The organism is Brevibacillus reuszeri (genome assembly GCF_002897295.1).
Taxonomy (GTDB): Bacteria; Bacillota; Bacilli; order Brevibacillales; family Brevibacillaceae; genus Brevibacillus; species Brevibacillus reuszeri_A.
Window position 1 is genome coordinate 165854 of the sequence record NZ_BEXF01000005.1, and the last position, 12674, is coordinate 178527.

At 47.3% G+C, this 12674-nt stretch carries 12 protein-coding genes; all 12 read left to right on the forward strand.

Annotated elements, in window-relative coordinates; genetic code table 11:
- Positions 1–4 precede the first annotated feature (4 nt).
- Positions 5–739 carry an elongation factor P 5-aminopentanone reductase gene (gene ymfI, locus C3B52_RS10415; protein ID WP_201264866.1) on the forward strand — a complete coding sequence of 245 codons (735 nt, stop codon included), beginning with the start codon at positions 5–7 and terminating at the stop codon, positions 737–739.
- A 97-nt stretch (positions 740–836) separates the two neighbouring features.
- Positions 837–1106: a DUF3243 domain-containing protein gene (locus C3B52_RS10420; protein ID WP_103106016.1), complete on the forward strand. Its 270-nt coding sequence runs from the start codon at positions 837–839 to the stop codon at positions 1104–1106.
- Positions 1107–1214: 108 nt separating this feature from the next.
- The gene (locus C3B52_RS10425) at positions 1215–1994 is read left to right on the forward strand and encodes a YmfK family protein (RefSeq protein WP_103106017.1); all 780 of its coding nucleotides are present in this window, start codon (positions 1215–1217) and stop codon (positions 1992–1994) included.
- Between the two features lie 12 nt (positions 1995–2006).
- Positions 2007–2912: a helix-turn-helix domain-containing protein gene (locus C3B52_RS10430; protein ID WP_103106018.1), complete on the forward strand. Its 906-nt coding sequence runs from the start codon at positions 2007–2009 to the stop codon at positions 2910–2912.
- Between the two features lie 112 nt (positions 2913–3024).
- Positions 3025–4371 carry a 30S ribosomal protein S12 methylthiotransferase RimO gene (gene rimO / locus C3B52_RS10435; RefSeq protein ID WP_103106019.1) on the forward strand — a complete coding sequence of 449 codons (1347 nt, stop codon included), beginning with the start codon at positions 3025–3027 and terminating at the stop codon, positions 4369–4371.
- Complete coding sequence (pgsA, locus tag C3B52_RS10440) at positions 4372–4947, forward strand: CDP-diacylglycerol--glycerol-3-phosphate 3-phosphatidyltransferase (protein WP_103106020.1); 576 nt, start codon at positions 4372–4374, stop codon at positions 4945–4947.
- Positions 4948–5055: 108 nt separating this feature from the next.
- Positions 5056–6300, forward strand: coding sequence for a competence/damage-inducible protein A (locus C3B52_RS10445; RefSeq protein WP_103106021.1), 1245 nt, complete (start codon positions 5056–5058; stop codon positions 6298–6300).
- A 6-nt stretch (positions 6301–6306) separates the two neighbouring features.
- On the forward strand, positions 6307–7896 hold the full coding sequence (locus C3B52_RS10450) for a DEAD/DEAH box helicase (protein WP_103106022.1): 1590 nt from the start codon (positions 6307–6309) through the stop codon (positions 7894–7896).
- 175 nt (positions 7897–8071) lie between these two features.
- Positions 8072–9130, forward strand: a complete 1059-nt coding sequence (recA, locus tag C3B52_RS10455) for a recombinase RecA (protein WP_103106023.1) — start codon at positions 8072–8074, stop codon at positions 9128–9130.
- A gap of 90 nt (positions 9131–9220) precedes the next feature.
- Positions 9221–9868 (forward strand): RecX family transcriptional regulator, encoded by a 648-nt coding sequence (locus C3B52_RS10460; protein WP_103106024.1) that lies wholly within the window; start codon positions 9221–9223, stop codon positions 9866–9868.
- Positions 9869–10149: 281 nt separating this feature from the next.
- Complete coding sequence (gene rny / locus C3B52_RS10465; protein WP_103106025.1) at positions 10150–11691, forward strand: ribonuclease Y; 1542 nt, start codon at positions 10150–10152, stop codon at positions 11689–11691.
- A 116-nt stretch (positions 11692–11807) separates the two neighbouring features.
- Positions 11808–12602 carry a TIGR00282 family metallophosphoesterase gene (locus C3B52_RS10470; RefSeq protein WP_103106026.1) on the forward strand — a complete coding sequence of 265 codons (795 nt, stop codon included), beginning with the start codon at positions 11808–11810 and terminating at the stop codon, positions 12600–12602.
- The last annotated feature ends 72 nt before the right edge of the window (positions 12603–12674 follow it).

A 12674-nucleotide genomic window follows, 5' to 3' on the forward strand; every position in this document is an offset into this window, starting at 1 on the left:
AATTATGCAGCAAAATGCGCCATGGGCGTTGATTACGGGAGCTTCCGGCGAGATCGGGCAGGCGATTGCCTCCTGCCTGGCTGAGGTGGGAGTTCCCCTCTATCTTCATTATCATCAAGCCGAATCAAAACTGGATTCCCTCCTACATAAGTGTCACTCGTTAGGGGTGCCTTCTTGCAAGCTGCAAGCGGATTTACGAGATCCGCAGCAGATTGCAGTCATGTTCGAGGCTATGCCAATAGCACCTCTGTTGATCGTGAACAACGCTTCGGTCGACCACGTCGGACTTTTTTCCGATGTTTCCGTAGACATGTTTGACGAAATGATCAATCTCAATGTGCGCTCTTCATTTTTGGTGAGTCAGGCAGCGTTGCCAGCAATGCTGCGTGAGAGGTACGGGCGTATTGTCAATATTTCTTCGATTTGGGGTATGACAGGCGGCTCTTGTGAAGTGCTTTATTCCTTGTCCAAAGGAGCGATAAATACATTTACCAAAGCCTTGGCCAAAGAGCTTGCACCGAATGGCATCACGGTAAATGCTGTAGCTCCGGGCGCTATTGAAGGCGGGATGATGCAAAAATTTTCGTCTGAAGAGCTGGCCATGATCGCCGAAGAAATCCCTGCCAATCGTTTGGGACGACCAGAAGAAGTTGCAGCCGTCGTGCGATTCCTTTTGACACGAGAAGCGAGCTATGTAACCGGCCAAATTATTAGTCCAAATGGCGGTTGGTACACGTAAGAGCAAAAGCATGAATAATTTAGGTGAAAAGATGGAAATCTACCTTTTGTGTGGGCAGCAAACCTGTTCGCAACGTACAAAAGGAGGGATTTTCGCTATGTCGATTCTTGACAATTTTCGCGACTGGAAAGAATTTCTCGGAGATCGCGTAGAACAAGCGAAACAGGCTGGGATGGAAAGTGAAACATTACAAAACGTTGCCTACCAAATTGGCGGCTATCTGGCTGAGCAAGTGGACCCGAAAAACGATCAAGAGCGTCTGTTGAAGCAGCTCTGGGACGCGGGCGATCAACAGCAGCAGCAAGCTTTGGCTTCGCTCATGGTCAAGCTTGTTCAGAACCCCGGTGAAGTAAGCCGTGGCAATTAGGCTTTGAAATCCCCTTCTTTTGGGGATTTTTCTTTTCGCGATTGTCGATTGTTCGGAACATGTTATACTACATAAGAAGAGAATTTTGGGTGGCGGAGAGGATTGCATATGGAAGCAAAAAAAGAATGGTATATGGAGTACGAAATTGCCCGTAACCGTCCTGGTCTTTTAGGGGACGTAGCTTCTATTCTGGGTATGTTGAACATTAACATCGTCACGATTAACGGTGTAGATACGATGCGCCGGGGCATGCTGCTTTTAACGGATGATGATGAAAAAGTTGAGGTTTTGCGCAACGTTGTGCAAAAAATGGACAACATAACCATAACGAGGCTGCGTCCGCCCACGATGCTCGATCGATTGGCAGTTCGCCATGGTCGTTACATCGAACGCGATAGCGAAGACAAGAAAACGTTTCGCTTCGTTCGTGATGAGTTGGGCTTGCTCGTTGACTTTATGGCGGAAATTCTCAAAAAAGAAGGGCACCAGCTGATCGGAATCCGGGGAATGCCTCGTGTAGGAAAAACGGAATCCATGATTGCTGCCAGTGTTTCGGCCAATAAAAGGTGGACGTTTATTTCGTCGACGCTGTTGCGTCAGACGGTCCGCAGTTCATTAGCCATTGATGAATTGTCCGATGATCATGTATATTTGATTGATGGAATTGTTTCTACTATGCGGTCAACCGAGAAGCACTACACCTTACTTCGGGAGATCATGAACTTTCCTGCCGCGAAAATTATTGAGCATCCCGATATTTTTGTAAGGGAATCAGAGTATGAGTTATCTGATTTTCATTACATTATCGAGCTGCGCCATCATCCAGACGAAGAAATTACATACGAGTTAATCAACAACCGCGGCTTTGATAATTTTGACATGAATTAAGGAGGGGCAGCTGTGTCTGAGCTAGGCCAAGTGCTACAAAGAGCCCGCGAGGAAAAAGGAATCTCGCTCGACGACATCCAACGAATCACCAAGATACAGCGGCGATATTTGGAAGCCATTGAAAGGGGGCATTTTCATGTACTTCCTGGCCACTTTTATGCGCGTGCATTTATAAAAAGCTATGCAGAGGCGGTAGGTCTCGATCCGAATCACATCATGAGTCATTTTCAGTCGGATCTGCCATCACAGCCACCTACTGAGCAAGTGGAGAGACTGCGCAGACGTCGAGTAGCTTCGGCTAATAATCCGCTGCAAGGAGGCCGGTGGGTAACCAAAACCTTGCTGGTACTTTTTATTGCATTGATTATTGGCGTAATTTACATCGCTTTTGTAAATAGCAACGGAGAAATGACCGCACCAACTGTGCCAGGTGGAACCGTGAACCCAGGAGCCGAAATCACTACACCTGGTCAAGCTGGCAGTGGTGCGACTCCGGCTCCGCCTGTCCAAACTCCACCGCCAACTGGCACACCAACAACTCCAGATCCGGGAATAGCACCACCGGAAACCACTCCTGAAACTCCTCAGGCAGCTATCACTTTTGAGTCCCAGCAAGGCTCGATCTACAACTACTCTGTGCAAGGCGGAGACAAGGTGACTGTTTATCTCAAGGTGAAATCGGACCGAAGCTGGTATGGCGTATCGGAAGGTAAAGGTAAGAAGTACGTGGCAGAAGGCGAATTAAAGTCCGGAGCTACGGAAGAAAAAACGATTGAGCTTGGTAAAACGGCGTATGTGCGTCTCGGTAATCCAACCGTTTTGGAAATGACCGTTAATGGTGTGGCGATCGATATGACGAAATTAAAGTTCAAACCGTCCAATATCAACTTCAAAATAAAAGAAACGGCAACACAGTAGGCAAGCGCTAAGCTTGCCTTTCATACTTTTGTCACTTTTGACACTTCCTTTAGGCTTATATTATACTGAGTAGGTGTAATATGGGCTGGTGTGACCAATTGGAGGAAAAAAGATGGCAGAGAAGGTAGGCACGCGAGAAAAAGTAGCGATTGTTACGCTGGGCTGTGAAAAGAATCTGGTCGATTCTGACATGATGGCCCATCTGATAGATGAAAAAGGCTATGAACTGGTTGACAATCCAGACGAAGCAACCGTGGTCATTGTCAATACCTGTGGATTCATCGACGCTGCTAAAGAAGAATCGGTAAACAAGATTCTCGATATGGCTGAACTAAAAGAATCCGGAAAGCTAAAATCGCTAGTGGTGGCAGGCTGTCTCACCCAACGTTACAAAGAGGACATCTTGAATGAGATTCCTGAGGTGGATGGTATTGTCGGAACGGGCGATTTTATGTCCATTACAGGGATCATTGAGGAATCGCTAGAAGGAAAGCGTCCGATTTTTGTAGGGAATCCTATTTTTACGTACGAAGATGTAGTGAAACGGAAAGTAAAATCTGGCACGTACTCAGCGTACATTAAAATTGCTGAGGGCTGTGACAATGCATGTACGTTTTGCAGTATTCCGCTTATGCGTGGAGGCTTCCGCAGCCGTACAATCGAATCAATTGTGGAAGAAGCCCGTCACCTGGCCGAGCAAGGGATTGTGGAAATCAGCTTGATCGCACAGGATTCGACAAATTATGGTACGGACATTTATGATGGCAAACTGATGCTTCCTGAGCTGTTGAATCGTTTGGCTGAGGTTGAGGGCATTCAATGGATACGCTTGCATTATGCTTATCCAGGCTTCTTTACTGACGAACTGATCCATACATTTGCGACGAATCCAAAAGTCTGCAAGTACATCGATATGCCTCTGCAGCACTCAGAGGATCAGATTTTGAAAAGAATGCGCCGCCCAGGTCGCCAAACAGATATCCGTGAGCTAGTGGCGAAAATTCGTGCACAAGTGCCTGATGTTGCATTGCGTACCTCTTTGATAGTAGGCTTCCCAGGTGAAACCGACGAAGATTTTGAGCGTCTTTCCGAGTTTGTCAAAGATATTCGCTTCGACCGCTTGGGTGTATTTACGTATTCCAACGAAGATGACACTCCGGCATCCCGTCTGCCAGATCACGTAGATGAGGAACTGAAGGAGAAGCGTGCGAATATCTTGATGGAAATTCAGCGCGAGATTGCTGATGAGCGCAATAGCCGATTTGTCGGTCAGGTTTTGGAAGTACTGATTGAGCGATACGAAGGTCGTAATGATATTTACGTAGGGCGTACACAGTACGATGCACCTGAAATCGATGGCGAAGTGTTTGTCTCGGGCTTCAAAGGAGAATTAGGCTCCATTGTGAAAGTAAAGATTACGCACTCCTATGAGTACGATTTAGCTGGGGAGGTAGTCTAGGTGAATCTCGCCAACCGTATCACCCTCGCTAGGATTTTCCTGGTGCCAGTAGTTATGTTTTTTCTGCTGGTGAAATACAACATCGGGACGTTTTCCATTGGCAGCCTGACGATGACCTATAACGAGCTGATTGCGGCTTTGGTGTTTATCCTGGCAGCCAGTACGGACGGACTCGACGGTTATATCGCGCGCAAAAGGAAAATCGTAACGAACTTGGGCAAGTTTCTCGATCCGCTCGCGGATAAGCTATTGATTTCTGCGGCTCTGATTTCGTTGGTGGAAATGCAGCGTTTGGAAGCATGGATTGCCATCGTCATCATCAGCAGGGAGTTTGCGGTGACAGGTCTACGGTTGGTTGCAGCGGCAGAAGGACAGGTTATTGCCGCTAGCGCACTGGGTAAACTGAAGACATGGGTACAGATTGTTGCCGTTACAGCCGTAATGATTCGCAACTTTCCATTTGCCTTCTTCGGTATCCCATTTGACGAGGTTGCCATTTGGGCAATGGTCCTCATCACGCTTTACTCCGGATACGACTATTTTTCGAAGAACCGCAACGTTATCCAATACTCGTAAATGCGGGTATTGGTCTCTTTTTTCACAAGAGGCTTCTCTAGAACGGTTATCGATGGTAAACTGTTAGTTTAGAGGCTTTTCTACTCTCTAAGAGAATGGATGAGGAAGATGAGAGCGGAGATTATTGCGGTGGGGACCGAGCTTTTGTTAGGTCAAATCGCCAATACAAACGCCCAGTTTCTTTCACAGAAGCTGGCGGATATTGGCGTGGGAGTTTATTTTCATACCGTTGTAGGAGATAACACGGAGCGGTTACTCCAAGTCATTCGTCTCGCGGCAAGTCGATCCGATCTCGTCATTTTTACTGGCGGACTTGGACCAACACAAGATGATTTGACAAAGGAATCGGTAGCAGAGCACGTAGGAGTTGGCTTGGAAACGAATCCTGAGGCAATGAAGCGGATTGAGGATTTCTTTTTGCAACGTGGGATTGTCATGACGGAGAACAACCGGAAGCAGGCATTAGTGCTTGCTGGCAGTCATGTCTTCTCCAATGATTTCGGGATGGCGCCTGGCATGGCGATCCGTCATGACAGTAGTACGTTCGTGCTTTTGCCTGGACCGCCAAGTGAACTCTACCCGATGGTTGAGACTCACGTCATGCCGTATTTGATTGGTTTATTGCCAAAGAAGCAGGTGTTTCATTCTCATGTGCTTCGCTTTTACGGTATCGGAGAATCAGCCTTGGAAGAACGATTGCTCGACTTGATCGAGAAGCAAGACAATCCAACGATTGCTCCTTACGCAAAGGAATTTGAGGTAACACTGCGAATCACTGCACGGGCGTCGTCGGCAGAAGAAGGGGAAGCCTTGATTTTGCCTGTTGAAAAGGAAATAAGAGATCGGGTTGGGCAGTATGTGTACGGCATGGGTGAAAACTCATCGCTGCACGAGGTATTGGTAAACGAGCTCAAACAGCGCGGGGAAACAATCGCTTGTGCGGAAAGCTGTACAGGTGGAACCGTTGCTTCTCTCATCACCTCGGTATCGGGAAGCTCTGCCGTTTTTGGCGGCGGAATCGTTTGCTATACAAATGCAGTCAAGCATCAGGTGTTGGATGTGCCAGAACAGGTGTTACATACGGTTGGCGCGATTAGCGAAGAAACAGCTAGGCTGCTTGCCGAAAACGTAAGAGAAAAGCTGGGAACAACGTACGGTGTATCCGTAACGGGTGTGGCTGGACCCGATTCATCAGAAGGCAAGCCTGTTGGTTTGGTCTATGTAGGAATTGCGGCACAAGGAAAGCCGACAGTCGTGAAGGAACTACGCCTCGCGGGAAGACGGCATGCGATTGTTGGGCGTGCTGCTAAATTTGCGCTATTTTATGCGCTGCAAATGCAAAAAGAAAGGTGACATTTTATGACGATTTTTTCTGATTTTCCTTTACATAAATCTATTCTTCAAGCCATCCACGACATGGGCTTCGAAGAACCATCGCCGATTCAGGCAGCGTGCATTCCAAAAGTACTGGATGGCGGAGACCTGATTGGACAAGCGCAAACCGGTACAGGTAAAACGGCTGCCTTTGGGATTCCACTTATTGAAAAAGTTACCCCGGCTAACCGTGTGCAAGCCATCGTATTGACGCCTACTCGCGAGCTGGCTATTCAGGTGGCTGGAGAGCTTTTGCGTATTTCCAAATACAACAAAGTGCGTACACTGCCGATTTACGGCGGACAATCCATCGGGCACCAAATCCGTGCGCTTCGCCAAGGCGTGCAAGTAGTAGTAGGTACACCAGGACGTGTTATGGACCATCTGCGTCGTAAAACGCTGAAGCTGGAGCATGTACATACTCTGGTACTTGATGAAGCGGATGAAATGCTCGATATGGGCTTCATTGAGGATATTGAAACAATCATTCAGCATATGCCAGAAGAGCGTCAAACCTTGCTCTTCTCCGCGACGATGCCGCCTGAAATCAAGCGCCTTGCTGTTCGTTACATGAAGCAGCCACAAACAGTTGCTGTAAGCCGTGAAGAAGTTACTGCACCGTTGATTGAACAAGTCTATTACAAAGTATTTGACCGCAATAAAGTGGAGAGCCTCTGCCGCATCCTGGACAGTGAAGATGTTGAGCTGGGAATCATTTTCTGCCGCACCAAGCGCGGTGTGGATGAGCTGTCCGAGGTATTGCAATCTCGCGGATATCTCGCAGACGGCTTGCATGGTGACCTCTCTCAGGCACAGCGCGACAAGGTAATGAATGCATTCCGTGAAGGCTCCATCGAGTTTTTGATCGCGACAGACGTAGCAGCACGTGGTATTGACGTAGGGAACGTTTCTCACGTAATTAACTACGACATTCCACAGGACTCTGAGAGCTATGTTCACCGCATTGGACGTACAGGTCGTGCAGGCCGCAAAGGTATTGCGATGACACTTGTTACGCCGCGCGAAGTAAGACAAATGATGTTCATTCAAAAGCAAACAAAAGCACAAGTGCTGTCCAGAAACGTACCTTCTCTGGAAGAGGTTGCAGAACGCAAGCAGGAGCAACTGCGTGAGCAATTGACCAGCTTGCTTGAAACAGATTCCATTGCAGATATGTATCAAAAGGTAGCAGATGCCCTGGTTGGACAATATCCGGCTGAAAAAGTAGCGGCAGCTGCCCTGCATCTGGCATTCCATAGTGAAGTTGGCCAGGCGCAGGAAACAGAAGCGTACAACTTCGGAGAGACTGGTGCTGCTAAAGGCATGGTTCGTTTCTTCCTCAACGTTGGTCGCAACGCAAACATGAAGCCGCAAGATCTGGTTCGGGAAATTTCTGAATCAGTAGGGATCCCAGGGAAGTCTGTCGGACGCATTGACATTTTCGAGAACTTTACCTTCGTGGAGGTTCCAGAAGAAGTGGCAGCGTTCGTTTATGAGTCCTTGCGTCAAACACGCATCAATGGAAAACGGATCAATTTGGAGCCAGCTAAGCCACGTGGAGCGAAGCGTTCCTAATCAGGTAGTCTTTGAATCGACAACTGCAGCCATTTTTCTGGGGAAAAACCCAGGAAATGGCTGTTTTTCTTATATGCGAATATTTGTTCGTAAAAAATACTTGGCAAACCCTTCTGTCTCGATGTATGATGAAGACAAGCAAAACAGAAGCGAATGTTGAAAGGGTGTGTACCATTTGTCAGATCGTCGCGCAGCTTTAGAAAGTGCATTGCGTCAGATAGAAAAGCAGTTCGGTAAAGGTTCCATTATGAAGTTGGGGGAAGTATCCAACGTTTCGATTTCAACCGTCTCCAGCGGTGCGTTAGCTCTTGATATCGCACTTGGTGTAGGTGGATTCCCACGTGGACGCATTATTGAAATTTATGGACCAGAATCTTCGGGTAAAACAACCGTTGCTCTCCACGCTATTGCAGAAGTTCAAAGACAGGGCGGACAAGCTGCCTTTATCGATGCAGAGCACGCACTCGACCCAGTCTATGCTGCTAAGCTCGGTGTAAATATTGATGAGTTGCTTTTGTCTCAGCCTGACACAGGTGAGCAAGCACTGGAAATCGCAGAAGCATTGGTTCGCTCCGGTGCAGTAGATATTATCGTAATTGACTCGGTAGCGGCATTGGTTCCAAAAGCCGAGATCGAAGGCGAGATGGGAGATTCCCACGTAGGTTTGCAAGCTCGCTTGATGTCTCAAGCGCTGCGCAAGCTTTCCGGAGCGATTAACAAGTCCAAAACAATCGCCATCTTCATTAACCAGCTTCGTGAAAAAGTTGGCGTAATGTTCGGTAATCCAGAAACTACACCGGGTGGACGCGCTCTGAAGTTCTACGCGAGCGTACGACTCGATGTACGTAAGGCAGAGTCCATCAAGGTCGGTAACGACATTCTTGGTAGCAAGACGAAGATCAAGGTTGTCAAAAACAAAGTGGCTCCTCCGTTCAAGGTCGCAGAAGTGGACATCATGTACGGCGAGGGAATTTCCAGAGAAGGTAGCATCCTCGATATCGGTTCCGAAATCGACGTCGTACAAAAGAGTGGTGCTTGGTACTCCTTTAACGAAGAGCGCCTCGGTCAGGGTCGTGAGAATTCGAAAGTGTTCCTGAAAGAGAATCCTCACATTGCTACGCAAATTGAAACAAAGGTTCGCGAATACTTCAGCCTCAATCCTGGATCCGTTCCAGAAGCAGAACCAGTGAATGATCCGGAGCAAGACGAAGAGCCAACATTTGATCTGGAATAATCCAGATGAATGGTAGAATTCATATTAACAGCCTGTCGATGAGACAGGCTGTTTTGTTCACGTAAATAGAAGGGAAGGGAGGGAAAAGAGATGAAGAGTGGTCAGATTACGTCCGTGCACCGCGACATGAAGCAAAAACAAAGATATCATATTGAGATAAATGATGAGTATGCGTTTACGGTTCATGAAGACATACTGGTAAAGTACAACCTTTTTAAGGGAACCGAAGTGGATGAAGCCTTTTATCATGAAGTACTAGTGGCTGAAGAGAAGCACAAGGCATATTTAGGAGCGCTTCGCTATCTCGGTATTCGACCAAGAACGAGCAGCCAGCTGCAGTCCTATTTGCTAGAGAAAGGGTTTGAACCAAAAGTAGCAGAAGAGGTTTGTCAGCGATGTGTGGAACTAGGATACATAGATGACAAGGTATTCGCGAAGCAATGGGTGGATGAACGGCTACGCTTGAAGCAGCGAAGCCCCTATATGCTGCGTATGGAGCTGCAGCAGAGAGGCGTGGACAGATCGATCGTGGAGGATGCTGTCAGTGGTGTTTCCAAAGAGGCTGAGCTAGAGGCCGCCAGATCATTGATAGAGAAAAAAGCACGTCGCCTGCAAGGCCCACCTAATCCTGACGAAGAGCGCAAACTATTATCTATGCTCATGCGCAAAGGCTTCTCTCATTCCATTGTTCAACAAATTAGAGGAGAATTGCGTCAGAGAGAGGATGAACAAGGGTGACTCTATTTGCATGATCTTGACAATTCTTGTTCACAAATAATAAAATAGGTTTGTATTTACTTGGTGTATCATAACTTTTTTCGATTTGCTCACTCGTTGCCTACAGAACAACTGAAAAACCGTGCATGACATGTGCGGATTCAGCGGACCGAGTATAGTCGGTCTTGTTTTTTAGTCGAATGTTCGAAAGTGAGAGCAAAACGACAGCGGCACTCCATGAAAAACAAATGCTTGGAAAGCGGGGAGATGTCTTACAATAAGGAGGTGAAACGAAAAAGCCTATGGAACCTATACTCACAGTAGTTATTGTGCTCGTCGCCCTGCTTATCGGTTTGGGTGCTGGCTACTTCATTCGCAGATCCATTGCGGAAGCGAAGATCTCTAGTGCAGAAGAAGCTGCACGTCAGATCGTTGAAGAAGCGAAACGGGACGCCGAAGCCGTTAAAAAGGAAAAGGTGCTGGAAGCTAAGGATGAAGTGTTCAAGCTTCGTTCCGAAGCAGAAAACGAGTTGCGTGACAGACGTAACGAGATCCAGCGTCAGGAACGACGAATCCTCCAAAAAGAAGAATCGTTGGACCGCAAGATGGAGCAGTTGGAGCGTAAAGAAGAAGAATTATCAGAGCGCGACCGTTCCATCGCAGAATTGCAAAGCAAGGTAGAGCACTTATATAAAGAACAAGTATCCGAGTTGGAACGCATTTCCGGCTTGACGCAGGATGAAGCGAAAAATATCATTCTGACGGACGTGGAAAACACGGTTCGCCATGAAATGGCTGTGATGATCAAAGAGATCGAAACACAAGCCAAGGAAGAAGCGGACAAGCGTGCTCGCGAGATTATCACGACCTCCATCCAGCGTTGTGCAGCGGATCACGTAGCAGAAACCACTGTTTCTGTTGTAACCCTGCCAAATGACGAAATGAAGGGACGGATTATCGGACGTGAGGGACGAAACATTCGAGCACTGGAGACGCTGACTGGTATCGATCTGATTATTGACGATACTCCTGAAGCAGTTATCCTGTCTGGCTTCGATCCAGTTCGTCGAGAAATTGCCAAAACGGCTTTGGATAAACTAGTCGCTGACGGACGCATTCACCCAGCCCGTATTGAGGAAATGGTAGAGAAGGCACGTCGCGAGGTAGATGAACGAATCCGTGAATACGGTGAACAAGCAACGTTTGAAACCGGTGTACATGGACTGCACCCGGATCTGATCAAGATTTTGGGACGCTTGCGCTATCGTACAAGCTACGGTCAAAACGTGTTGAAGCACTCCATGGAGGTTGCCCATTTAGCAGGTTTGATGGCGGCAGAATTAAAAGAAGACGTCAAGCTGGCTAAGCGAGCAGGTCTCCTGCACGATATCGGAAAAGCAATCGACCATGAAGTGGAAGGTTCTCACGTAGAAATCGGTGTGGAACTGGCTAAGAAGTACAATGAGCATCATGTGGTTGTTAACAGTATTGCTTCTCATCACGGTGATACCGAACCAACATCCGTCATTGCCATGCTCGTGGGAGCTGCGGACGCTCTGTCTGCTGCACGCCCAGGTGCACGCCGTGAGACATTGGAAACTTATATCAGACGTTTGGAGAAACTGGAAGAAATCTCTGAGTCGTTCGATGGCGTAGAAAAGTCTTATGCGATTCAAGCAGGACGCGAAATTCGCGTGATGGTACAACCTGAAAAGATTGACGATGCGGAAGCTACCCGTCTGGCACGGGAGATCACCAAACGAATTGAAAATGAACTCGACTACCCAGGTCATATTAAGGTAACGGTTATCCGTGAAACGAGGGCAGTTGAGTATGCAAAGTAAAGTGGCTAACAGCCACTTTACTTTTTTTCTACAGGGATGAAGAATGGGGAGCCAGACTGGACAATGTTTGGGGAATCCCATTTCGTTGTGTATACTAGCAATGAGGTGATAGTAAGATGAAGCTTTTGTTTATTGGAGATATTATGGGGTCACCAGGCAGGGAAATTGTAAAAACATATCTGCCCCTTTTAAAAAGAAAATATCAGCCGACCTTTATCGTGGCCAATGGTGAGAATGCAGCCCATGGCAGAGGGATTACGGAAAAAATCGCCAAGGAGCTTTTTGAAGGTGGCGTACAAGCGATCACGCTAGGCAATCACACATGGGACCAAAAAGAAATTTTTGATTTCATTGATGACGAACCACGTATGATTCGTCCAGCGAATTATCCGCAAGGGGCACCTGGAAAAGGGATTACATACATTAAACAATCCGAAGGGGAGCTCGCCGTAATTAATCTCATGGGCAGAACGTTTTTACCTCCATTGGATTGCCCGTTTCAAATGGCAGACAAACTCGTAGAACAAGCACGAAAGCGGACCAAGCTGATTTTCGTTGATTTTCATGCAGAAGCGACGTCTGAGAAGCAAGCGATGGCTTGGTATTTGGATGGCAGAGTTAGCGCGGTAGTAGGAACTCATACGCATGTGCAAACCGCTGACGAGCGAGTGCTTCCAGGGGGAACCGGATTTTTATGTGATGTTGGCATGTGTGGACCGAGTAACGGGATTTTAGGGATGGAGCGCGAAGCAGTCATTAAAAAGTTTTTGACACAGTTGCCGGTTCGATTTGAAGTAGCTCCCGATCCTGCTCAGTTAAATGCTGTTTTGATCACATTGGACAAGAATACAGGGAATGCGAAAAAATTGGAACGAATCAGAATTGACGTCGACCATCCATTTATGGAATAATAAGATTAGAATTTTTTGAATCTTTCATGCGAGTTAGCAGGAATTTTTAGGGGTTATGCGAATATCATTCTA

What these genes read in the sequence shown, in the direction of transcription:
- ymfI (WP_201264866.1), top strand. Translation starts at nt 5, where the DNA reads ATGCAGCAAAATGCGCCATGGGCGTTGATTACGGGAGCTTCCGGCGAG.
- C3B52_RS10420 (WP_103106016.1), top strand. Translation starts at nt 837, where the DNA reads ATGTCGATTCTTGACAATTTTCGCGACTGGAAAGAATTTCTCGGAGAT.
- C3B52_RS10425 (WP_103106017.1), top strand. Translation starts at nt 1,215, where the DNA reads ATGGAAGCAAAAAAAGAATGGTATATGGAGTACGAAATTGCCCGTAAC.
- rimO (WP_103106019.1), top strand. Translation starts at nt 3,025, where the DNA reads ATGGCAGAGAAGGTAGGCACGCGAGAAAAAGTAGCGATTGTTACGCTG.
- C3B52_RS10445 (WP_103106021.1), top strand. Translation starts at nt 5,056, where the DNA reads ATGAGAGCGGAGATTATTGCGGTGGGGACCGAGCTTTTGTTAGGTCAA.
- C3B52_RS10450 (WP_103106022.1), top strand. Translation starts at nt 6,307, where the DNA reads ATGACGATTTTTTCTGATTTTCCTTTACATAAATCTATTCTTCAAGCC.
- C3B52_RS10460 (WP_103106024.1), top strand. Translation starts at nt 9,221, where the DNA reads ATGAAGAGTGGTCAGATTACGTCCGTGCACCGCGACATGAAGCAAAAA.
- rny (WP_103106025.1), top strand. Translation starts at nt 10,150, where the DNA reads ATGGAACCTATACTCACAGTAGTTATTGTGCTCGTCGCCCTGCTTATC.
- C3B52_RS10470 (WP_103106026.1), top strand. Translation starts at nt 11,808, where the DNA reads ATGAAGCTTTTGTTTATTGGAGATATTATGGGGTCACCAGGCAGGGAA.